This window comes from Gellertiella sp. DMC107, from assembly GCF_056313605.1.
The window spans coordinates 1,014,217-1,035,211 of the sequence record NZ_JBQUZZ010000002.1 but is presented as its reverse complement, the minus strand read 5'-3'; the positions used below and the strand labels follow the sequence as shown (position 1 = coordinate 1,035,211).

Genomic DNA, 20,995 nt, shown 5'->3' with positions numbered 1-20,995 from the left:
GAGCGATATTCGGTTTCCCGCACAATTTTTTCGGGAACCAAAGCACCCTGCCTCCGTTTTACTGGCGCAACAGCCGGCACCGACCTCCCACGGACCGGCGCACAGAAATTCGAGAGAAAGGCAGATCCGACATGATCAAGAAGCTCGTTACCGTCGCCGCCGCCAGCACTTTCCTGATGGCCGCACCGCTGGCCTTCGCCCAGGATGCGACGAACCCGCCGGCAGATACTTCGGGCACTGCTCCGGCTGCATCGGGCACCTCCGGCACCGACACGACCAGCGGCTCCGGGACGACCGGCACCGATACGTCGGGCACGGCCGGCACCTCCGGCACCACGGATACGTCCGGTACCACCGACACGTCGGGAACCGCAGGCTCGGCCTCCAGCACGACCACCGATGGCGGTGAAGTGGCTGGCACCTACCTGACCGAACAGTCGCAGGACCAGATCAGCGCCGACGACTATATTGGCGCGACGGTCTACAACGCCAATAACGAGAGCATCGGCGAGATCAACGACCTCATCATCGAAAAGAACGGTGGTGTCGTGGCAGCGGTGATCGGCGTGGGCGGGTTCCTCGGCATCGGCGAGAAGAACGTGGCCGTTCCCATGTCCAACATCATGGTTTCCCAGGCGGAGGACGGCAGCAGCCTGAAGCTCTCCACCAGCGAAACCTCCGATACGCTGAAGAATGCTCCGGAGTTCAAGACGCTTTCCGACCAGAACACCACGGCTTCGACCCCGGCGGCGACCGACCCGGCAACGGGGACCACGCCGCCAGCCGCTCCGGGTGCTCCGGCGACGGGCACCGCACCGGCCACCGGCACCGCACCGGCGCAGTAAATCACGGAATTCGCCGGAAATCCTCCCATGCGTCACCGTTGTTAGCACCGCCCCCGGCTCAACATTCGGTGAAATTCGGGATGGTTCCCCCTCCATTTCCGGCGAATGCGGCGGTGCTTCGGCACCGCCGCTTTTATTTTGTACGCCTCAGATCGCTGCCCGGGTGCGATCCTCAGTACCAGGCATCGTTGCGCGACGCCTTTTTCCGCGTCACGAAGTCCTTCAGTTCCTCATCCTTGGCCTCGTCGAGCGCGGGAGCTTCATATTCGGCCAGCGTCTTCTTCCACAGCCGGTTGGCGCGGGTGGCCATGTCGGTGGAGCCGCCCTCCTGGCTCCATTTCTCGAACGGCTCGTTGTCGGAGAGCGCCGAATCCCAGAAAGCCGTGGTGTAGTTGCGCATCGTATGGGCGGAGCCCAGGAAGTGGCTGCCCGGCCCGACTTCCAGGAAGGCATCCATCGCCAGCGTGTTGTCGTCCACGACAACCCCGGCCAGATAGGAATGCAGCGCGCCGCAGAGATCCGTATCCATGACGAATTTTTCATAGGACATGGACAGAAGCCCATCCAGAAAGCCCGCCGAGTGCAGGATGAAGTTTGCCCCGCAATGAATCGCCGACAGCATGGACATGAGGCCTTCCTGCATGGCCTGCCCGTCCGGCAGCTTGGAGTTGGAGAAATTGCCGGCGCAGCGCAGCGGCAGCTTCAGCCGGCGCGCCAGCTGGCCGATCACCATGGAGCCGATGGCGGGTTCCGGCGTGCCGAAGGTGGGTGACCCGGACCGCAGCGACATGGACGACAGGAAGTTCCCGAAAATCACCGGCGCGCCCTTGCGCTCCAGCTGGGTCAGCGCACAGCCGGCGAGCGTCTCGGCAAAGGCCTGGGCAATGGCCCCGGCGCTGGTCACCGGCCCCATGGCGCCGCCGAGGATGAAGGGCACGATGACGGCTGCCTGATTGGCCCGCGCATAGGCCCGGAGAACCGTCGTCATGGTACCGTCCCAGACGAGCGGCGAATTGACGTTGACATTGCCAAGGATGACGCAGTTCTCATCGGTAAATTCCCGACCGAACAGGATGCGCGACATCTCGATGTTCTCTTCCGCCCGTTCCTCATGGGTCACCGAGCCCATGAAACAACGGTCGGAATATTTGATGTGGCTGTAGACCATGTCGAGATGGCGCTTGTTGACCGGGACGTCCACCGGCTCGCAGATCGTCCCGCCCGAATGATGCAGCCAGGGGCTGGACTGGCCGAGCTTGATGAGATTCTGGAAGTCTTCGAGCGTGCCGTAGCGGCGGCCCTTGTCGATATCCATGACGAAGGGCGAGCCGTAGGACGGCGCGAAAACCACATTCCGGCCGCCGATCTGCACATTGTTTGCAGGATTGCGGGCGTGCTGGGTGAATTCGGCGGGCGCGGTGGAGACGATCTCGCGCAGCATGCCCGGCTCGAAGGTGACCTTCACGCCGTCAACTTTGGCCCCTGCCCGCTTCCAGTGGTCGAGCGCGACGGGATCGTCGCGGAACTCGATGCCGACTTCCGCAAGGATGCGATCGGCCGCATTCTCGATCTTGACGAGGTTTTCCTCGGACAGGATGTCATAAGTCGGAATATTGCGGACGATATAGGGCACGCCCACCGGCTTCGCGCCGGGCTGGCGGCGATTGCCACGCTGGCGACGGTCAGAAGTGGCGGTTTTTTCTGCGGCTTGGGTCATGGAACAGCTCCCGGCATTCAATTTATCTGCCAAAACTAGCGGCCGGGGACTTGGCTGTATTGCCGTTATTTTTATAAGCTTCCAATAAGCAGGACTTATGGCAGGAGAAAGAGTTCATGGACGGATTGCGGCGACTTCTGCCTTCGGCCACCCATCTGATGATATTCGAGGCAGCCGGGCGGCACGAGAATTTCACCCGTGCGGCGGCGGAGCTGGGTCTCAGCCAGGCGGCGGTATCCTACGCGATCCGCGCGCTCGAGGAGCAGATGGGGGTCACGCTCTTTACCCGGCTGCACCGGTCGGTGCGGTTGACGGAGGTGGGCGAGCGCTTTCACGGAGACGTCTCGGCCGGCCTGACCCGCATCCAGAAATCGGCGGAAGACATCCGGGCGAAGAACCGGGTGCAGAATGTGACGCTTGCCGCCTCGACCGCCTTCGCCTCCATGTGGATGCTGCCGCGGCTGGCGAAACTTCGCCAGGACCTGCCGGATGTGGACCTGCGCATCCAGACGAGTGTGCGCGATCTCGATCTCGAGGAAGAAGGTATTCCGCTGGGCATTCGCGGCGGCGATCCCGCCCAGTGGCCGCGCTACCATGCGGCGGAACTGGCGCCGGAGGTGATCAATGCGGTCGCAAGCCCCGCCTTCATCGAAGCCCACGGATTTCCGGAAACGCCCGCCGATCTCACGCGGTACCGCCTGATCGATCTGGAGGAACCGGTGCGGCGGGCCTGCGACTGGCCGGAATGGTTCGAAAGTGCGGGCCTCTCCTGGCAACCGCGCGGCAAGCGGCTGGCGATCAACGATTATGTGCTGGTGATACAGGCGGTGCTGGCCGGCGAAGGCATCGGGCTTGGCTGGCAGCACCTGACCGACCGCCAGACGCGATCCGGCCTGCTGGTGCCGGTCGGCAATCACGTACTGCGCACCGGGCTCGCCTTTCATGTGGTCTGGCCCCGATCCCGCGAACTCAGCGGCCCGGCAAGCCGGGTACGGGACTGGCTGATTGCCGAGGGCAAGGCCGAGGCGGACCGTGCCCCGGATGGGATGGCCGGTCCTGACGACCGTCAGGCGGTCTCTGCCTCGTAGCGTTCGGCCAGATAGCGCAGGGTGGCGGCCGCATCGACGGGACGACCGAAGAAGTATCCCTGCCCCAGCCCGCAGCCGAAATTCCTCAGGATCTCGGCCTCTTCCGCATGCTCGATCCCTTCGGCCACCACTTGCAGGCCCAGCCCGTCACACATGGTGATGATGGCCTTGATGATATGTTCCGATGCCCGGTCGGAGGTGATGCGGGCGACGAAGGCGCGATCGATCTTGACCTTGTCGAAGGTGAAGTCGCGCAGACGCCCGAGGCTGGACTGGCCGGTGCCGAAATCGTCGAGCGAAATCTTCACGCCCATATCGCGCAGTTCCAGCAGGATGCGCTGCGCGGTTTCCGCGGAGGTCATCATCGCGGTTTCGGTGATTTCCAGCTCCAGCCGTCGCGGATCGAAACCCGACCGGTTGAGAATGGAGAGAATATTGCCCGCCGTTCCCGGATCCATCAGCTGCGCCGAGGAGACGTTGAACGAAAGGAACAATTCGCGCGGCCAGGACAGCGCTGCCTCTGCCGCCTTGCGCAACAGCGCCTCCGACAGGGCGTCGATGAAGCCGCGCTCTTCCGCCAGCGGCACGAAGATGGCCGGAGACACAAAACCGAGATCGGGATCGTTCCAGCGGGCCAGGGCCTCGAAACCCACCGGTATGCCCGTTCTCATCTCGACGATCGGCTGGAAGTGGACATCGACCTGATCGTTGATGATTGCATTGCGCAGCGCCTGCTCGAGCTGGGTGGCCCTTTTCATCTCCTGGGCGATCTGCTGGGAATAGACCGTGATCTGCCCTCGCCCGCGTCGCTTGGAGCGATACAGCGCCGTTTCTGCACTCTTCAGAAGGTCTTCGAAATCCTCTCCCGCAAAGGGATAGATGGAAAAGCCGAAGGAGGCTGACAGGCGCACATTGCGGTCGCCGAGATCGTAAGGGGCCGACAGCACATCACGGATCATCTGCCCGATTTTCTCGGCGCCGGTGCGTTCGAATACCAGAGGAAAGAGAAAGGCGAACTCGTCGCCGCCGTGGCGCGTCACCGTGGCTCCGTCCGGGATGCAGGCTTTCAGCCGATGCGCCACCTGACAAAGAATTTCGTCGCCTGCGGCCATGCCGAACAGGTCGTTGATCGGTTTGAAGCCGTCGAGATTGGCGATGCAGATGGCAAAAGGTGCAGGATCGGCCGCCCGCTCATGCACGAGCCGGCGCATCTTGTCCTTCAGTCGATGCCGGTTGCCCAGTCCCGTCAAGGCATCCGTATAGGCCATCGCATGCAACTCGTTCTGGCTTATCTGCTGGGCCAGATCTTCAGTCAGCATTCTTCCCCATTCCTGAACGTTCCGCGCGCCGGTTCTACCCCTAGAACAACCGACGCCAACACCTAAAAGGGGCACTTGTGCCTGCTAGAAAGCCTCCGTCGAAAGGGAAACATGATCTCCCTTCCTCGAAAGAGTGCCCGCAAACCCTTAATTTGGTATTATTAGATAAATGTTTTGCTTTACACATATTTGCCCCTGATTTCTGGCAGAACGGCAAGAATGCGGCTGCCGGCGCATCCGGCGGGCGCTTCGACCTTTACCGGTGCGGGCCTGTCCGAGGCTTACCCGGCATGGGCATGCCGGCTTTCGGCATGAAGGTAGGTACGCAGGAGGCCTTCCAGCGCTTCCGGGCTGATGGGCTTCATCAGCGTACCGTTCATGCCGGCGGCCACGCAGGCCTCGGCGTCCGGTTCCTGACCCGCGACCAGCACGGCGATCAGGGGGATATCGCGGGCGCCGTCCAGGCGTGCCCGCAGCGCGGCGGCGAATTCGGGACCGCTCATGTCCGACAGCGCATGATCGCACAGGATGACGCGCGGCATCAGGTCTCCCGCCATCTCCAGCGCCTCGGCGCCGGTAGAGGCGATGCGGGCGGAATGACCAAGGCCCTCCAGGATGTGGGAAAAGACGATCTGGTTGACCGGATTGTCCTCGACCACGATCACATCGACCAGGCTGAGCGCCACCTGCGGCTCGGCGATGATGGTCTCGATTTCCCACTCGTCGATCGGATTGCGCTCCGACCGGGGCCGGCCCCAGGGACTGTTGAAATGCCGGACGAGCTGATAGGCGAGCTCTCCCGACATTTGATATCCATCCATGACCAGCACGTTGATGCCGTGGTGTTCCGCCAGCTCGATGGAGCGGCTTTCCATGAGTGCATCGATCACGATCACGTCGATGTCGACACCCGCCTCGGTGGCGGCCCGGATGAGCGCCTCCTGCTCCACCGGCGAATTGACACAACAATAATCGATGCCGAGGCGGGAGAATACCCGGGACGCCTGGGCTTCCACCGTGACATCCGAGGTGACCAGGAGAACGCGGCGGCCGACAAAGCGGTCCGGAACCACCGTTTCGGCGGCGGCGGTGGCGACGCTCAGATCGGGCGCTGCCGGATCGCCGCTTTCGACATTCGGAAAGAGGGGCATGCGCAGCTGGGTTTTCAGCCAGCCATCGGCGCCGTGCCCGTCGGTCAGCTCGGTCACATCCTCCATGGTCGTCAGCAGCATGCTGCGGCCGGACTTGCCGATACGGACCTTGCGGGTGATCACCGCGACCTCGCGCCCGTCGGGGCGCACCAGCCGTTCGGGAACGGAAAGCGGCTTTCCCGTCTCCAGGACGGAGCGATCGGCCGCATCGAAGATATCGGCCACGCTGGCCGGTGCAAAATCATAGACGGTCCGGCCGAGAATATGCTCGAGTGCCACGCCCCGCAGCTGGCAAAAGGCCCGGTTGGCGGCAATATAGGTCAGCGACTGGTCCTTGACGAAAACCGGGAACGGCAGGTTGTCGAGAATTTCCTCCGTCAACTGCACGCGCGCCATGTCGGTGCGCCACTGCTCCTCGCGCTTGTGGCTTTCGGTCACGTCGGTCATCACGCAAATGCCGGTGCCGCTCGGGAAGCGCCGTTTGACGAAGCGCATCCACCGTCCGTAGCTGTAGCTTTCGGTCAGCTCGAACCGTTCGCGCCAGTGGCTTGCCAGCTGGTCTGCGACCCATTCCTCGCGCCCCACATGCACGCGGCCTTCCATGACCGAGGAGCGGGGCCGGTTGTCGTACATGGCGCCGAGGAAATCGCGCAGTCGCGTGCCGGGCAGCAGCACATCGGTCGGCAGGGAATAGAAATTGAGGATCTGCTTGGACGCAAAGACGATCTGGTCGTTGCCGTCATAGACCAGCACCGCAGCCGGCAAGGCTTCGCAGAATGCATCGAGCAGACTTGCCTGGGATTGCACCGCCTCGATCAGGCTTTCGCTCATGAGATGCACCCCTCGACCGGGCGGCAGCGGGCAGCATCCGCGGAAATCCGAAGATTGCCGCCGCGATCGCTTTCCAAAAGGCCGTCTGGGAGATGAAGCATCACCAGATCCGTTACTCGATGCTGAAGGGAACATGCTGGACGAGCCGTCGAAATGGCCCTTGTCATCTTTCATGCGGTGGTTCCAGCGCCACCGGCCTGCGGACGGGATACAACCGCCGATCTGCATTCATGGCAGATGAGGACAATCTGCCACCCGAATGTTAAATCGACCTTAAGAGGCAGCAACAGCTTCTTGGTTGATTTTTCCACAGCGGTGGACCGGGCCGCGTTTCATTCCGGCACGGCTTGGACGCGGCCACCGAATCCGGCTAGAACCCGTTTCATGTCCGTCAAGCAACTCTCCGAGACCCTGATCAACCAGATCGCCGCCGGCGAGGTCATCGAGCGACCCGCAAGCGCGGCCAAGGAGCTGATCGAAAACGCCATCGATGCCGGGGCAACGCGCATCGAAATCGCGACGGCGGGTGGCGGCAAGACGCTGCTGCGCGTGACCGACAATGGCTGCGGAATGGGGCCGGACGATCTGGCGCTCGCCATCCGCCGCCATTGCACCTCCAAGATCTCGACCTCGCTGATGGATATCCGCACGCTGGGCTTTCGGGGCGAGGCGCTGCCCTCCATCGGCTCCGTGGCGAAGCTTTCCGTGCGCAGCCGCCGTGCCGGCGACGATACGGGCTTCGAGATTGCCGTCACCGGCGGCAAGGTTTCCGACGTGCGGCCGGCGCCGGCCAATGCGGGCACGGTCGTCGAGGTGCGCGATCTTTTCTTCGCCACGCCGGCCCGGCTGAAATTCCTGAAGACGGAGCGGGCCGAGGCGGGCGCGATCACCGAGGTGGTCAAGCGCATGGCGATTGCCTTTCCGGCGATCCGGTTCGTGCTGTCCGGCCCGGACCGGAGCACGCTGGAGCTTTCCGCCTGCGGCACCGATGCGCTGGCACGGATGGGCCAGGTTCTGGGGGAGGAATTCTCCGGCAACTCCATCGCCATCGATGCGGAGCGGGAGGGCGTGCGGATGACCGGCTTTGCCGGGGTTCCCACTTTCAATCGTGGCAACAGCGCCCACCAATATGCCTTCGTCAACGGCCGGCCCGTGCAGGACAAGCTGATCCTGCAGGCGATCCGCGCCGCCTATTCCGATACGATCCCCATGGGGCGCTATCCCGTGGCGGTGCTTTCCCTCAGCCTCGACCCCGCCTTTGTCGACGTGAACGTGCATCCGGCGAAATCGGATGTGCGGTTCCGCGATCCGGGGCTGATCCGCGGCCTGATCGTCGGCGGCTTGCGCGAGGCGCTGCAGCGGGATGGGGCGAGATCGGCCACGACAGGCGCTGCCGCCATGGCGTCCGCCTTCCGGCCGGGCTTCTCGCCCTTTCATCGGGCGGCGCCGCCGTCCCGTCCGTGGACGGCGGAGAGTTCGCCCACCCGGCCGGCCGGACCGCAGGCGGTTTCCGATGGCCCGCCCGCCTTCCAGGAACGGCAGCAGCCAGCCTTCGAGGCCATGGCTGCGCCTTCCGCCCGTCTCGACCGGCCTCCGGAGGCGGAGGGGCCGGCAAGCCAGCATCCCCTCGGGGCTGCGCGGGCGCAGATCCACGAAAACTACATCGTCGCCCAGACGGAAGACGGTCTGGTGATCGTCGACCAGCATGCGGCCCATGAGCGGCTGGTCTATGAGGCGCTCCGCCAGAGCCTTTCGTCGCGGACGCGGGCCTCGCAGATGCTGCTGATCCCCGAAATCATCGATCTGCCGGAAGAGGATTGCGACCGGCTGATGACCCATGCGGAGGATTTTGCGGCCATGGGCCTCGGGATCGAACGGTTCGGGCCCGGCGCCATTGCGGTGCGGGAAACGCCGGCCATTCTCGGAGAGGTCAACGCAGTCGGTCTGGTCCGCCAGCTTGCCGACGAGATCGCTGAATGGGACCATGCCGCCTCCCTTTCCGCAAAGCTGGACTACGTGGCCGCGACCATGGCCTGCCATGGCTCCGTGCGCTCCGGCCGCCGGCTCCGGCCGGAGGAGATGAACGCGCTGCTGCGCCAGATGGAGGCGACACCCGGCTCCGGCCAGTGCAATCACGGGCGTCCGACCTATATCGAACTCAAGCTTCAGGATATCGAGCGTCTCTTCGGACGCAGTTGACCGCCGCGAAAGGGCTGGAATTCGGCGAGAACGAGGAGTATGGCAGGAAAGGCCATCGGCTGGAGGTCCATTCCGCGCCGACAGATGCCCGGCAATGCGGCTAGCAGGACATGATCAGAGGCAGGAGACCCAGGATGAACCGGTTTGACGGTGGCGGAAATCGTGAGGCGAAGATCCGGTATCTCGATGCGGATTTCCAGATTCTGCTGCCCGGATCCCATGTCATCTGCGCGATGACCGGTCGTTCGATCCCACTGGACGAGCTGCGTTACTGGAGCGTGGCACGGCAGGAACCCTATGTGGATGCCGCCGCCTCCCTGGAAGCGGAAAAGCGCGCCGGCGCGCTGCCGAACCAGCGGTAAGAAGGAGCCCGGCAGGCCGGGCCCCTCGGTTTCATCCAAGCTTGACTGCCGCGTTGCCGCCGTCAACAAAGAGCGAGGCGCCGGTGATGAAGCTTGCTCTTTCCGAAGCGAGAAACAGGAAGGCTTCCGCAATCTCCGAAGGCTGCGCGATCCGCTTCATCGCATGCAGGGTGGCCGCCCATTCCTTCTGCTCGGCGCTGCCGCCGAGTTCCGTATCCACCCCGCCCGGAAGCACCGCATTGGCGCGGATGCCCCTTGCGGCATAATCCGCCGTCAGGGCCTTGACGAGGCCGCCCAGCGCGGCCTTCGAGCAGGCATAGGCGCCCATGCCGGGAATGGCCACGCTGGTGCCGACGAAGGTGGAGGTGAAGAGGAGTGAGCCGCCGCCCCGCTTCAGCATCAGCGGCACCTGCGCCCGGGCTCCGAGAAAGGCACCGGTGAGATTGGCGGCAAGCGTTGCCTGCCATTCCTCCAGCGTGACCTCGGCAAGCGGCTTGTACGGACCGATTGCTGCAGCATTGTTGACGGCAATATCGAGACCGCCAAAGACCTCCTGAGCCCGCGCGGCGATGGCCTCGTGGGTTTCCGGCAGGGCAACGTCGCCCGCAACGATTTCGGCCACGCCGCCCTCCGCCTCGATGTCCTGCTTGAGAGCCGCGAGCGGCTCCGGGTTCCGGGCGTTCAGGATCAGGCGCGCACCCTCTCTTGCAAAAAGAAGGGCCGTCTCGCGGCCTATGCCCTTGGATGCGCCGGTGACGAGGGCGATGCGGTTTTCAAGCTGTCTCATGGTTCAGACCTCCGTTGTGGGGAGGCACTGAATAAGATCACACGCGATGGTCACACCACCCGTTTCATGCACGACATGGATGAAATTTTAATCGCGACGGATCAGCGCCAGCATGTCCCAGAGCGATGCGCCCGTCTCGAAGACAGCCGCATTGGCGGAAAAGGCGATGCTCTGCTCCACAAGCCCGATCAGGTCGCGGGCTGGATCAGGCCCCTGCCCCACGCCTTCCGATACGGTCGCTTCGACGCCGCCGCCGGGAAGCGCGCCAAAACCGGTTTCGAGCGGTCTGTAGCCCGGGTTCGAACCATGGGCCACATTGGTGGCGATAGCGGCCAGCGCCGTGTCCCGCGCCCGCAGGCCACTGGCAGCGATGGAAAGAATGGAACCGATGGTCATGACACGTCCTTATCGAGAGGCGCAGTCTAGCAGCCATGTCTTGAGGAAGTTTTCTGCGGACCCGCTGGAACGGAGCGTCGCCTGTCCCGTTGCGGCACAGGGAGAGCGCCGGAATGGTCCCGGAAATGGCAAATACCCACAGAAAGGGCAAAAGGTCAGCTTTTGTGGGCAGAGGAATTGCTTTATGACGCTTTCATGACACGTGACCGGAACCCAAAAGAATGATCAGCCTGTTCAAGAAACTGATGCCGCGCGAAGACAAGTTCTTCGATTACTTCCAGGCCCACACGAAAACCGTGGTCGCCGCCGCCGATGCCATGAAAGCCCTTCTGGCGGGCGAAGGCGATCTGGAGGCGCATTGCAGCCGCATCGTCGCTCTCGAACACCAGGCGGACGACATCACGCGCGACGTGCTGCAGGCCGTGCGCCGCAGCTTCATCACTCCTTTCGACCGGGGCGACATCAAGGATCTCATCCAGTCGCTCGACGACGCCATCGACATGATGCACAAGACGGTGAAAACCATTCGCCTCTATGAGCAGACCAGTTTCGATCCCGGCATGCGCGATATCGGCGTGATGATCGCCGAATGCGCCCGGCTGATCTCGGAAGCGGTGCCGCTGCTCGACAAGATCGGCCAGAATGCCCATCGCCTGGCGGAAATCGCCGAGGAAATCACCCGCGTGGAAGGCCGCTCCGACGAGGCCTATGAAAAGGGCCTGAAAGACCTCTTCCACCGCCACGGCAAGAGCGATCCGATGGCCTACATCATCGGCGCGGAAATCTATGGCGAACTCGAGAAAGTGGTCGACCGCTTCGAGGACGTGGCCAATGAAATCAGCGGCATCGTGATCGAGAACGTCTGATGGAGGCGACGCTCGCATTTCCGCTGCTGGTGGCCCTGATCGGGGTCGCGCTGTTTTTCGACTTCCTGAACGGCCTGCACGATGCGGCAAATTCCATCGCCACCATCGTCTCCACCCGCGTGCTGAAACCCCAATATGCGGTGGCCTGGGCGGCCTTCTTCAATTTCATCGCCTTCATGTTCTTCGGCCTGCATGTGGCCGAGACCATCGGAAAGGGCATCGTCGATCCGGGCGTGATCACGCCTGCGGTGGTGTTTGCGGCGTTGACGGGGGCAATCGTCTGGAACATCGTCACCTGGGTGTTCGGCATTCCCTCGAGCTCCTCGCATGCGCTTGTCGGCGGGCTCGTCGGCGCAGGCGTTGCCAAGGCGGGCTTTTCGGCGGTGGTCTTCTCGGGGCTCGGCAAGACGGTCGGGGCTATTTTCCTGTCGCCCGCGATCGGTTTCGTGCTGGCCCTGCTGCTTGTGCTGATCGTCTCCTGGATCTTCGTTCGCCAGACCCCCTTTGCCGTCGACCGCACGTTCCGCATCATGCAGTTCGTATCCGCCTCTCTCTATTCGCTCGGCCACGGCGGCAACGATGCGCAGAAGACGATGGGCATCATTGCGGTGCTGCTCTATTCGCAGGGCTATCTCGGCGGCGAATTCCACGTCCCCTTCTGGGTCGTCATCACCTGCCAGTCGGCCATGGCCATCGGCACCCTCTTCGGCGGCTGGAAGATCGTGCACACCATGGGATCGAAGATCACCCGCCTCAATCCGATGCAGGGCTTCTGCGCGGAAACCGGCGGCGCGCTGACGCTCTTCGGCGCGACCTGGCTCGGCATTCCGGTTTCCACCACCCACACGATCACCGGCGCCATCGTCGGCGTCGGCGCGGCACGGCGTGTCTCCGCCGTGCGCTGGGGTCTGGCCGGCAACATCGTGATCGCCTGGATCATCACGCTGCCCGCGGCCGCGCTGATCTCGGCCCTCACCTTCTACATCACGACGCTTTTCGGCTGATGGCCGACCCTGCGGGCGGCGGACGGGAAAACCGTCTGGCGCCCGCCACGCACAGCACGACCACAAGTGTCATGCCGAAGAGGCCCGGCCCAACGGGCTCCTTGAGCAGCAGGCCCGCAAAGACGAGGCCGATGAAAGGCTGGAGCAGCTGAAGCTGCCCGACCCCGGCAATGCCGCCCAGCGCCAGCCCGCGATACCAGAAGATAAAGCCCACCAGCATGCTGAACACCGAGACATAGGCGAGCCCGATCCAGGACGGGGCCGTCCACACGGGAAAGAACGCCGGCGCGCGCAGGATTGCCATCGGCACCATGACGGGGAGAGACAGCAGCAGCGCCCAGGAAATGACCTGCCAGCCGCCCAGCCGGCGCGACAGGCGCGCGCCTTCCGCATAGCCGAGACCGCAGACGAGGATGGCCCCCAGCATCAGGAGATTGGCGAGGGAAAAGCCGCTGCCGGCGCCCTTGAGCGCGAAGCCCGCGACAGCCGCGCTTCCCAGGCCGGAAAAGAGCCAGAAGGCAGGATGCGGCCGTTCGCCCGCCCGGAACACGCCGAACAGCGCGGTTGAGAGCGGCAGCAGCCCGACGAAAACGATGGAATGGGCCGCGCTGACATATTGCAGCGCCAGCGCCGTCAGGAGCGGAAAGCCGATCACCACCCCGAAAGCGACAATGGCGAGCGGCACCAGATCGTCGCGCCGGGGCCTGCTCGCCCCGCCCGCCAGCATCAGCGGCACGGCCAGCAGTGCGGCAATGCTCGCGCGGGCGGCCGTGAGAAAAAAGGGATCGAAATCCTGCACGGCGATGCGCGTTGCCGGCAGCGAACCGGCAAAGATCAGCACGCCGAGAAATCCGTTGATCCAGCCTGTGGTGGTCTTTTCCATGGCATTCTCCTTGTCCTGTCCAGCTATGCTCCCGGCGGGCTCGACAGGACAGAAACAGTTCAATACAATTCATCGAAACTGTATGGCTGACAGGATCAATACAGATGGAATGGAAACCTCCCTCCGGGCTGGGTCGAACCGCGGCGGCCGTCAGCGAGATCGAACGACGGATTGCCACCCGCCAGCTGGTGACCGGCGCGCGCCTTCCCTCGGTGCGGGCTTTTGCTCGAAGCATGGGCCTTTCGCCTTCGACGGTGGTGGAGGCTTATGAGCGTCTGGCTGCGGCCGGGCTGATCCGCTCGCGGCCGGGCTCCGGTTTCTATGTCGCACAGGCGACCGCGCCTCTCAGCCTCGCTGACCTGGGCCCCCGGCTGGACCGTGCCGTCGATCCGCTGTGGATTTCGCGGCAGGCGCTCGACGAGAAGGACGATCTTCTCAAGCCGGGCTGCGGCTGGCTGCCGCCGGACTGGCTGCCGCAAGCCGCCCTGCAGCGGGCGCTCAAGGCGATCTCCCGCGAGACCGGCAAGGCACTGACCGATTATGACAGTCCGGCCGGGCTGGCGCCGCTGCGGCAGCTTCTGGCGCGCCGGATGCTGGAGCGGGGAATTCCGGTCGATCCCAGCCGGATCATGCTGACCGAAAGCGGCACCCAGGCCATCGATCTTCTGTGCCGGTTCCTGCTCGAACCGGGCGATACGGTGGCGCTTGATGATCCCTGCTACTTCAATTTTCATGCCCTGCTGCGCGCGCACAGGGCCCGGGTTGTATCGGTGCCGATGACCCCCGAAGGTCCGGATGCAGACGCCTTCGCCCGACTGGCGCGGGAAGAAAAGCCGAAGCTCTACATCACCATCGCGGGTATGCAGAACCCTACCGGCGCAACGCTCTCGCCCGTCGTGGCGCACCGGCTGGTGCGGATCGCGGCGGAAGCCGACATGACCATCATCGAAGACGATATTTTCGGAGATCTGGAAAACCGTCCGCAGCCAAGGCTGGCGGCCATTGACGGACTGAACCGGGTGATCGCGATCGGCAGTTTCTCGAAAACACTGTCCGCCTCGGTGCGGTGCGGCTATGTGGCCGCCCGTCCCGACTGGCTGGAAGGGTTGATCGATCTGAAGATCGCGACCGGTTTTTCCGCCTCGCGCCTCTCGGCCGATCTCGTCCTGCATGTGCTGAAGGACGGCAGCTACCGGCGGCATGTGGACCAGCTGAAGGTCGGCCTTGGCAAAGCCATGAACCGGACGGTGCTGCAGGCGCGGGGCGTTGGCCTGAAGCCTTGGATCGAGCCGGAAGCCGGCCTTTTTCTCTGGTGCCGTTTGCCCGGGGGTGAGAGTGCCGCGGCCTGTGCAAAAGACGCGCTTCAGGAGGGCATCGTGCTGGCGCCCGGCGACGCCTTCAGCCCCTCGGGCGCCTGTGCGGACTTCCTGCGCTTCAATGTGGCGCAATCGGAGGATCCGCGCATCTGGCACTTCCTTGCCCGCCGGCTTCGTCCCAAGTCCGGAGCTTAGGCCTGCCTTGAGGCAACCAGGCGCTTGCGGGCCTGATCGACGGCCCGGTCGATGATGTTGAGGGGCGCGCGCGGATCGTCGAAACGCATATCCACATTCACGACGCGGACGGCTTCGGCCAGCTGCGCCGAAGCGCCGCCATGACCGCGAAAGCGGACGTGATCCTTTGACGTGGTGACGAGTATCAGATCCTCACGCGCGGCGGTTTCGAGGAGATCCCGGATCTGATCCTCTTCCAGATGGGCATGATCGGCGAAGCTGCGGCGAACGGCAATTTCGGCCCCCAGGCTTTCGACCGTCCGGTAGAACTTGTCGGGATCGGCAATGCCGGCAAAGGCCAGCACGCGACGACCGAGGAGTTCCGGCATGGGGCGCGGCATCAGGGCCGCCTCCATGACGCCGATCCCGGCCCGCGCGGCCCTGCGGATCAGGAAGTCCGCATTGTCGCCGTTGCCGACCTTGAGGATCGCCGTTGCATGACGCAGTTGCACCGCCATGGGCGCTCTGACCGGGCCGGCGGGGATGACAAAGCCATTGCCGATGGCGCGGTGACTGTCCACCACCACCAGCGCATAATCGATCGCAATGCGGGCGCTCTGGAAACCGTCATCCATGATGATCAGGGTCGCCCCCTTTTCCACCAGCCGCTTCGCCCCGTCGAGACGGTTGCGGGAGATCACGGTCAGGGCTGCGCGGGCGAGCAGCAGCGGTTCGTCCCCGACCGCTTCGGCGCGGTGATTATCGGCATCGACGACGGTCGTCACATCGATGGAGCCGCCGTAGCCGCGGCTGAGAAAGCCCGGAACATGACCCCTCGCCTTGGCCGCTTCCGCAAGGGCCAGCGCCGTGGGCGTCTTGCCGGCGCCACCGGCGGTAAAGTTGCCGGCGCAGATGACCGGAACCGGCAGGCTGGCGCGCGGCGCCTTTTCCATGCGCCGACCAGACACCTGTCCGTAAAGAAAAGAAAGCGGCGAGAGAGCGTAGGCGCGCCAATCTGCTTTCGTCCACCAGAATGGTGGAGAATCCGAAACCATGTACTCTCCGTCCCTTTACTCACCTGCCCCGACGACAATTCTTGCGGGACTCGAGAAAATCCTGACCGGCGTCCGACCGCAACTGTCAATTCTTGCGGGGCATTTAACGGAGAGATCAGGGTTCAGGCAAGCGCAGGCAGAACCGATTCCAGCTCGGTTATGTCGTTCAGACAATGATCGGAGGCGGCGGCAAGGGATTCCCGCGATCCCGTCCCGGTCAGAACCCCCACTTTCAGACCTGCGCCGGCACGCTGGCCCATATGGAGATCATGATTGTTATCGCCGACCACGGCGATTTCGCTGACATCGATCCCCGTTGCGGCGCTGAAGCCCAGCACCATGCCCGGCTCCGGCTTGGAGCCATGGCCGCTGTCATAGCCCACGATGTAATCGACCAGATGTGCGAAACCGAAGCGCTCAGCCGTATGGCGGATCGAGCGCTCGTTGTCGCTCGAGGCGATGCCGAGCTTGTAGCCCTTGCCGTGCAGACGCTCGAAATAGGTCTTGAGATCCGTGACCGGCACGGCGCGGCTGGCGGCGGAGGCGAAAAGGCCGTCCATGTGGGAGACCATTTCCTCGAAGCCCCGCTTCGCGCCGGCCTTGATCAGGCCTTCGCAGATCTCGCGCGTATTGCCGGCGGCAAGCAGGCTATCGGGCACCACATGGCCGGTTTCGGGGTCCATGCCGGTTTCACGAAGCAGGTGATCGGCGAGGCGGGGATCGCCAGAGGCGGCGAAGGCGGCCAGTTCGCGGTTCACGGGAAGCCAGCTCTTGGCATAGTCCAGCAGGGTGCCGTCCTTGTCGAACAGGATGCCGCGTATGACCCGTCTTTCCGTCATTGATCCCCTCCCCGGGCTTCGATGCAGAAGAGACTGTCCGGCCATCGCGGGATCACCGGACAATCTCCATTTCCTTGTTTCCTCGCATTTCCGGAAGAAAGGGCGTGACCGCACCTTTCCGGGAAATGGTCTAGCCGCGGGCGGCAAGGCGCGGCTTCAGCCGGGCCTTGACCGTGAGCGGATTGATGTAGGGCTCCAGGCCCTTGATGGTGGCGGTCAATGCGCCGCGCATCTCCATCACCGTTTCGGCACCGGCCTTGATCATCGCCAGGCGCGCGGCGTCATTGGACATCAGATAATGGACCGCCTTGGCCAGCATTTCCGTGTCGCGCACCATGCGGGCGCTGCCATTGCGGGCGAGCCGCTGATAGGTATCGCGGAAATTCTGGACATGGCCGCCCGACAGCACGGCACAGCCGAGTACCGCCGGTTCCAGCGGGTTCTGCCCGCCTTCGGCAAACAGGGAGCGGCCCACGAAGGCAATGTCGGTAAGGCGCAGGTAAAGGCCCATCTCGCCGATCGTGTCGCCCAGAAAAATGTCCACATCGGGAGTCAGCGCATCGCCGCGCGTGCGGCGGGCGACCTTGTATCCCTTTTCCTTCAGCTGGGCTTCGAGCTGGTCGCATCGCTCGGGATGGCGCGGCACGACGATAGAGAGCAGCCCGGTGCGTTCCTTGAGGGTCGAATGCACCTGCGCAGCCGCCATTTCCTCCCCTTCGAAGGTGGAGATGGCCGCCCATGTGCGACGCCCTGCCAGCTGGCGGGTATATTCGGCGAGGGCCGCGGGGTCATGCGGCGGCACGTCCGTATCGACCTTGAGGTTGCCGGAGGTCATGACGGGCAATGCACCGAGATCGCGGAAGCGTTCCGCATCCGCCTCGGACTGGGCAATGACCAGTGCAAGGTTCTCGAACAGGGCCTCTGCAATCGAGGGACGGCGGCTCCAGCTCGCAAAGGAGCGATCCGACATGCGGGCATTGACGAGGATCTGCGGAATATGGCGCTCGCCGAGTCCCATGATCGTCACCGGCCAGATTTCCGATTCCGCGATGATGGCGACATCCGGCTGCCAGTAATCCAGAAAACGGTCGATGGCGGGTTTCAGGTCGAGCGGCACATATTGATGCAGCACGTCATTGCCGAGGCGGGTAGCGGCCAGATGGGCGGACGTGGTGGTTCCCGTCGTCAGCACGACCCAGATGTCGCGGCGGCGCATCTCCCGGATCAGCGGGATGACAGCCGAGGTTTCACCGACGCTTGCCGCATGGAACCACACCAGCGGACCGGACGGGCGCTCGAGGCTGGGAAAGCCGAAGCGTTCCAGCCGGCGCGCGCGATCTTCCTTGCCCTTGGCGGCCCGGTAGCTGAGATAGGGCCCGAGAAGCGGATAGGCGACCAGCCCTGCGAGCTTGTAGCTCGACAGCGCCAGACGCGCGAAGCGGCTGCTCATGGGCGCGCTCTCCCTTCCCTTTCGGGCAGAGCCACGATCGATTTCACGGTGTTCATCCCCGCCTGTGTCATGCGCGCCCTCACGCGGGGCGCGTTTTTTCTTGTTGTCGCGTCTATCCGATATAATTGCGACGAATTCGCGACGCAACCGGTGCAGGGTTGTATCGAATAACGATCAATTCCCGGGAGAAAGCAGCTTGTGCATGTGCACGATGAAGTAGCGCATATGGGCATTGTCCACCGTCTGCTGGGCCTTGGCCTTCCAGGCGGTCAGGGCGCTCTGGTAGTCCGGGAAAATGCCGACGATGTCGAGCTTTTCGAGATCGCGGAACTGCACATCCCGCAGATTTTCCAGCTCGCCGCCGAACACCAGGTGGAGGAGCTGCTTCTTGTCTTCGGTTTCTGTCATCTGTCAAGCCTTTGCTGGGACTGGTCCTCCCGGCTTTCCTTGGCCGAAGTTCGGCCGCGGGTCAACCGTTCTGAAGCCGGGCAAATTCGCGCGCCAGCGGATGCACCAGCCCGCCTGCCGCTCCGCAGAGCACGGGGTGCCCGACCTCCGGGCGATTATAGGCGAGAGCCTCGCCGGACAGATCGGTCAGGCGGCCGCCGGCACATTCCAGGATGAGATCGGCAGCGGCCAGATCCCAATCATGGGAATTGCGCTTGACGAGCGTGCCGTCGATCCGGCCCTCGGCCACCATGGCAAGCCGATAGGCGAGCGACGGCACGTGGCGGATGCGGGTAATCGTCTCGCGGCGGTCGGCGGGAAACTTCGCCAGCATATCCTCCGGGATCGCAAGCCGCATCGGATCGCCCTCGTGCCAGCCGGCCGTGCTAATCGGCAAGCCGTTCTTCAGCGCCTGTCCGCCGGCCAGAGCCACATATTCCTCCTCGAGCGCCGGCGCGTTCAGCACGCCGGCAACCGGGCGGCCCCGGTGCACGACCGCGACGCTGACGCACCAGGTGACTTCGCCGCCGATGAAGGCGCGGGTGCCGTCGATCGGGTCGATCACGAAGACCGTCTCGCGTTCCAGCCGCTCGCGGCTGTCTTCGGTTTCCTCCGAGAGCCAGCCATAGCCGGGCCGGGCAGCGCGCAGCATGTCGGACAGGCATTCATTGGCGGCAAAATCGGCAGCGCTGACGGGCGAACGGTCCTTGTTCTTCCACCAGACTTCGGGCGACTGGCGGAAATAGCCGAGCGCCACGGCGCCTGCGGCGCGCGCTGCCCCGGCAATCAGGGCGAGATCGTCGGCCCAGACCTGGCCGTCGTCATGATGGCCGTTCATCGCCTCAGCGCCCCGCAAGGGTCATGCCCTCGATGGCCAGCGTCGGCGCGGCAATGCCGAATTTCCGGTCGATGTCATTGGCGGGTGTGACCCGCATGAACATGTCTTTCAGGTTGGACGCGATGGTGACTTCCGAGACCGCGAAGGTGAGTTCGCCATTCTCGATCCAGAAGCCCGAGGCACCACGGCTGTATTCGCCGGTGATCATGTCCACGCCCTGGCCGATCAGTTCCGTGACGTAGAAGCCATTGCCGACCGAGCCGATCAGCTCTTCCGGCGAGACGTCGCCCGGTTCCAGCGACAGATTGGTGGAGGTGGGCGACACCATGGTGCCGGAGCGGGCGCCGCGGCCGTTGGTTTCAAGGCCCAGCTCCCGTCCGGTAGAGGTGGAGAGGAACCAGTGCTTCAGCACCCCGTCCTCGATCATCGCAAGCCGCTGTCCGGTCACGCCCTCGCCGTCGAAGGGACGGGAAGAGGAACCGCGCACGACGAGCGGATCGTCGATCACGTTCAAGCCGGCCTTCAACACCGGCTCGCCCATGCGATCCCGCAGGAAGGAGGTCTTGCGCGCCACGGAGGCGCCGTTGATCGCGCCCGCTATATGGCCGACGAAGCCCCGGGCAATGCGGGGATCGAAGACGACGGTGATACCCTGTCCGGTATCCACCTGACGCGGATTGAGGCGCTTCACCGCCCGCTCGCCGGCGCTCCGGCCGATCCGGACCGGATCGTCGAGATCGGCAAAGTAGAGGCGGCTGTCATAGTCGTAATCCCGCTCCATCTTCGTGCCTTCGCCGGCAATCACGCTGGCCGAGCAGCCGAAGCGGGAGCCCATATAGGCGCCCTGAAAACCATGGGACGTGACGAGCACCAGCCCGCCGAAGCCGGCGGAGGCACCCGCCCCGCCGGAATTGGTAACACCCTTGACGCCAAGCGCCGCCTCCTCGGCAGCCAGGGCCATCTCCTTCAGCCGGGCGGTTTCCACCTCGGTCGGATCGAAGAGTTCGAGGTCAGGATAGGACCGGGCAAGCCGCGCCTCGTCGGCAAGGCACGCATAGGGATCTTCGGGCGAGACCTTCGCCATGGCCACGGCGCGCTCGGCCAGCACCTTCAGGTCGAAGCCCGGATTGGCCGAAACGCTCGCGACCCTCTTTCCGACGAAGACGCGGAGCGAGAAATCGTCGCTCTCGGAACTTTCCGTGTTCTCCACCTTGCCGAGGCGGACCGAGACCGACTGGGACCGGGAGCGGACCACGACCGCATCGGCGGCATCGGCGCCGGCGGCCCGGGCAAGGTCGATCAGCCGGGCGGCGCGGTCGATGAGGATGTCGGAGCTTTGATCTGAAGACATGGATGAGGCCTTTCGTTGCCTTTGCATTTATTCCCCGCACCCCGCCGCATCAAGGGGCGGGGACGAGAAATGCGGGC

At 64.1% G+C, this 20,995-nt stretch carries 19 protein-coding genes; 7 read left to right on the top strand and 12 right to left on the bottom strand.

Annotated features, from left to right (window positions below; all coding sequences use genetic code 11):
- Positions 1-131: 131 nt before the first annotated feature.
- Positions 132-845, top strand: coding sequence for a PRC-barrel domain-containing protein (locus ACT54B_RS10370; protein ID WP_476044692.1), 714 nt, complete (start codon positions 132-134; stop codon positions 843-845).
- A 172-nt stretch (positions 846-1,017) separates the two neighbouring features.
- Here ACT54B_RS10370 and ACT54B_RS10365 read toward each other — a convergent pair whose 3' ends face one another.
- A complete protein-coding gene (locus ACT54B_RS10365) occupies positions 1,018-2,562 on the bottom strand; it encodes a trimethylamine methyltransferase family protein (RefSeq protein WP_476044691.1) in 1,545 nt (514 codons plus the stop codon).
- A gap of 116 nt (positions 2,563-2,678) precedes the next feature.
- Here ACT54B_RS10365 and ACT54B_RS10360 point away from each other — a divergent pair, with 116 nt between their 5' ends.
- Positions 2,679-3,650 carry a LysR substrate-binding domain-containing protein gene (locus ACT54B_RS10360; protein WP_476044689.1) on the top strand — a complete coding sequence of 324 codons (972 nt, stop codon included), beginning with the start codon at positions 2,679-2,681 and terminating at the stop codon, positions 3,648-3,650.
- Here the strand turns inward: ACT54B_RS10360 and ACT54B_RS10355 are convergent.
- Entirely contained in the window at positions 3,629-4,969 is a 1,341-nt protein-coding gene (locus ACT54B_RS10355) for a putative bifunctional diguanylate cyclase/phosphodiesterase (RefSeq protein ID WP_476044687.1), read from the bottom strand. The genes ACT54B_RS10360 and ACT54B_RS10355 overlap by 22 nt on opposite strands.
- 281 nt (positions 4,970-5,250) lie before the next feature.
- A complete protein-coding gene (locus ACT54B_RS10350; RefSeq protein WP_476044686.1) occupies positions 5,251-6,951 on the bottom strand; it encodes a PAS domain-containing protein in 1,701 nt (566 codons plus the stop codon).
- Between the two features lie 384 nt (positions 6,952-7,335).
- On the opposite strand from ACT54B_RS10350, the gene mutL reads away from it, so the two are divergent.
- Both mutL and ACT54B_RS10340 read left to right on the top strand, forming a co-directional pair.
- Positions 7,336-9,150 (top strand): DNA mismatch repair endonuclease MutL, encoded by a 1,815-nt coding sequence (gene mutL / locus ACT54B_RS10345; protein ID WP_476044685.1) that lies wholly within the window; start codon positions 7,336-7,338, stop codon positions 9,148-9,150.
- A gap of 134 nt (positions 9,151-9,284) precedes the next feature.
- Positions 9,285-9,512: a DUF2093 domain-containing protein gene (locus ACT54B_RS10340; protein ID WP_476044684.1), complete on the top strand. Its 228-nt coding sequence runs from the start codon at positions 9,285-9,287 to the stop codon at positions 9,510-9,512.
- A 31-nt stretch (positions 9,513-9,543) separates the two neighbouring features.
- On the opposite strand, the gene ACT54B_RS10335 is transcribed toward ACT54B_RS10340, so the two are convergent.
- Both ACT54B_RS10335 and ACT54B_RS10330 read right to left on the bottom strand, forming a co-directional pair.
- Positions 9,544-10,299, bottom strand: a complete 756-nt coding sequence (locus tag ACT54B_RS10335; RefSeq protein ID WP_476044683.1) for an SDR family oxidoreductase — start codon at positions 10,297-10,299, stop codon at positions 9,544-9,546.
- 87 nt (positions 10,300-10,386) lie between these two features.
- Positions 10,387-10,695, bottom strand: coding sequence for a flagellar basal body rod protein (locus ACT54B_RS10330; RefSeq protein WP_476044681.1), 309 nt, complete (start codon positions 10,693-10,695; stop codon positions 10,387-10,389).
- 221 nt (positions 10,696-10,916) lie between these two features.
- Here ACT54B_RS10330 and ACT54B_RS10325 point away from each other — a divergent pair, with 221 nt between their 5' ends.
- Both ACT54B_RS10325 and ACT54B_RS10320 read left to right on the top strand, forming a co-directional pair.
- Positions 10,917-11,561 carry a DUF47 domain-containing protein gene (locus ACT54B_RS10325; RefSeq protein WP_476044680.1) on the top strand — a complete coding sequence of 215 codons (645 nt, stop codon included), beginning with the start codon at positions 10,917-10,919 and terminating at the stop codon, positions 11,559-11,561.
- Entirely contained in the window at positions 11,561-12,565 is a 1,005-nt protein-coding gene (locus tag ACT54B_RS10320; RefSeq protein ID WP_476044679.1) for an inorganic phosphate transporter, read from the top strand. Before ACT54B_RS10325 ends, ACT54B_RS10320 begins: the two co-directional genes overlap by 1 nt.
- Here the strand turns inward: ACT54B_RS10320 and ACT54B_RS10315 are convergent.
- The gene (locus ACT54B_RS10315; RefSeq protein ID WP_476044678.1) at positions 12,546-13,448 is read right to left on the bottom strand and encodes a DMT family transporter; all 903 of its coding nucleotides are present in this window, start codon (positions 13,446-13,448) and stop codon (positions 12,546-12,548) included. The genes ACT54B_RS10320 and ACT54B_RS10315 overlap by 20 nt on opposite strands.
- Before the next feature lie 104 nt (positions 13,449-13,552).
- Between ACT54B_RS10315 and ACT54B_RS10310 the strand changes: the two genes are divergently transcribed.
- Positions 13,553-14,959: an aminotransferase-like domain-containing protein gene (locus tag ACT54B_RS10310; protein ID WP_476044677.1), complete on the top strand. Its 1,407-nt coding sequence runs from the start codon at positions 13,553-13,555 to the stop codon at positions 14,957-14,959.
- Here the strand turns inward: ACT54B_RS10310 and lpxK are convergent.
- The 6 genes from lpxK to ACT54B_RS10280 all read right to left on the bottom strand — a co-directional run bounded on the left by lpxK (position 14,956) and on the right by ACT54B_RS10280 (position 20,918).
- On the bottom strand, positions 14,956-15,993 hold the full coding sequence (lpxK, locus tag ACT54B_RS10305) for a tetraacyldisaccharide 4'-kinase (protein ID WP_476044676.1): 1,038 nt from the start codon (positions 15,991-15,993) through the stop codon (positions 14,956-14,958). The genes ACT54B_RS10310 and lpxK overlap by 4 nt on opposite strands.
- A 122-nt stretch (positions 15,994-16,115) precedes the next feature.
- Positions 16,116-16,832: an HAD family hydrolase gene (locus tag ACT54B_RS10300; RefSeq protein ID WP_476044675.1), complete on the bottom strand. Its 717-nt coding sequence runs from the start codon at positions 16,830-16,832 to the stop codon at positions 16,116-16,118.
- 130 nt (positions 16,833-16,962) lie between these two features.
- Positions 16,963-18,282 carry a lipid IV(A) 3-deoxy-D-manno-octulosonic acid transferase gene (gene waaA, locus ACT54B_RS10295; RefSeq protein ID WP_476044673.1) on the bottom strand — a complete coding sequence of 440 codons (1,320 nt, stop codon included), beginning with the start codon at positions 18,280-18,282 and terminating at the stop codon, positions 16,963-16,965.
- 174 nt (positions 18,283-18,456) lie between these two features.
- Positions 18,457-18,690 carry a DUF4170 domain-containing protein gene (locus ACT54B_RS10290; protein WP_476044672.1) on the bottom strand — a complete coding sequence of 78 codons (234 nt, stop codon included), beginning with the start codon at positions 18,688-18,690 and terminating at the stop codon, positions 18,457-18,459.
- A gap of 61 nt (positions 18,691-18,751) precedes the next feature.
- The gene (locus tag ACT54B_RS10285) at positions 18,752-19,567 is read right to left on the bottom strand and encodes a 3'(2'),5'-bisphosphate nucleotidase CysQ (protein ID WP_476044671.1); all 816 of its coding nucleotides are present in this window, start codon (positions 19,565-19,567) and stop codon (positions 18,752-18,754) included.
- A gap of 4 nt (positions 19,568-19,571) precedes the next feature.
- Positions 19,572-20,918 (bottom strand): TldD/PmbA family protein, encoded by a 1,347-nt coding sequence (locus ACT54B_RS10280; RefSeq protein ID WP_476044669.1) that lies wholly within the window; start codon positions 20,916-20,918, stop codon positions 19,572-19,574.
- Positions 20,919-20,995 lie beyond the last annotated feature (77 nt).

Excerpts from the sequence above, each read along its gene's own strand:
- ACT54B_RS10365 (WP_476044691.1), bottom strand. The coding sequence starts at position 2,562 with ATGACCCAAGCCGCAGAAAAAACCGCCACTTCTGACCGTCGCCAGCGT.
- ACT54B_RS10315 (WP_476044678.1), bottom strand. The coding sequence starts at position 13,448 with ATGGAAAAGACCACCACAGGCTGGATCAACGGATTTCTCGGCGTGCTG.
- ACT54B_RS10370 (WP_476044692.1), top strand. The coding sequence starts at position 132 with ATGATCAAGAAGCTCGTTACCGTCGCCGCCGCCAGCACTTTCCTGATG.
- mutL (WP_476044685.1), top strand. The coding sequence starts at position 7,336 with ATGTCCGTCAAGCAACTCTCCGAGACCCTGATCAACCAGATCGCCGCC.
- ACT54B_RS10285 (WP_476044671.1), bottom strand. The coding sequence starts at position 19,567 with ATGAACGGCCATCATGACGACGGCCAGGTCTGGGCCGACGATCTCGCC.
- ACT54B_RS10360 (WP_476044689.1), top strand. The coding sequence starts at position 2,679 with ATGGACGGATTGCGGCGACTTCTGCCTTCGGCCACCCATCTGATGATA.
- ACT54B_RS10335 (WP_476044683.1), bottom strand. The coding sequence starts at position 10,299 with ATGAGACAGCTTGAAAACCGCATCGCCCTCGTCACCGGCGCATCCAAG.
- ACT54B_RS10330 (WP_476044681.1), bottom strand. The coding sequence starts at position 10,695 with ATGACCATCGGTTCCATTCTTTCCATCGCTGCCAGTGGCCTGCGGGCG.
- ACT54B_RS10340 (WP_476044684.1), top strand. The coding sequence starts at position 9,285 with ATGAACCGGTTTGACGGTGGCGGAAATCGTGAGGCGAAGATCCGGTAT.
- ACT54B_RS10290 (WP_476044672.1), bottom strand. The coding sequence starts at position 18,690 with ATGACAGAAACCGAAGACAAGAAGCAGCTCCTCCACCTGGTGTTCGGC.
- ACT54B_RS10325 (WP_476044680.1), top strand. The coding sequence starts at position 10,917 with ATGATCAGCCTGTTCAAGAAACTGATGCCGCGCGAAGACAAGTTCTTC.
- ACT54B_RS10280 (WP_476044669.1), bottom strand. The coding sequence starts at position 20,918 with ATGTCTTCAGATCAAAGCTCCGACATCCTCATCGACCGCGCCGCCCGG.
- ACT54B_RS10320 (WP_476044679.1), top strand. The coding sequence starts at position 11,561 with ATGGAGGCGACGCTCGCATTTCCGCTGCTGGTGGCCCTGATCGGGGTC.
- ACT54B_RS10310 (WP_476044677.1), top strand. The coding sequence starts at position 13,553 with ATGGAATGGAAACCTCCCTCCGGGCTGGGTCGAACCGCGGCGGCCGTC.
- ACT54B_RS10300 (WP_476044675.1), bottom strand. The coding sequence starts at position 16,832 with ATGACGGAAAGACGGGTCATACGCGGCATCCTGTTCGACAAGGACGGC.
- waaA (WP_476044673.1), bottom strand. The coding sequence starts at position 18,282 with ATGAGCAGCCGCTTCGCGCGTCTGGCGCTGTCGAGCTACAAGCTCGCA.
- lpxK (WP_476044676.1), bottom strand. The coding sequence starts at position 15,993 with ATGGTTTCGGATTCTCCACCATTCTGGTGGACGAAAGCAGATTGGCGC.
- ACT54B_RS10355 (WP_476044687.1), bottom strand. The coding sequence starts at position 4,969 with ATGCTGACTGAAGATCTGGCCCAGCAGATAAGCCAGAACGAGTTGCAT.
- ACT54B_RS10350 (WP_476044686.1), bottom strand. The coding sequence starts at position 6,951 with ATGAGCGAAAGCCTGATCGAGGCGGTGCAATCCCAGGCAAGTCTGCTC.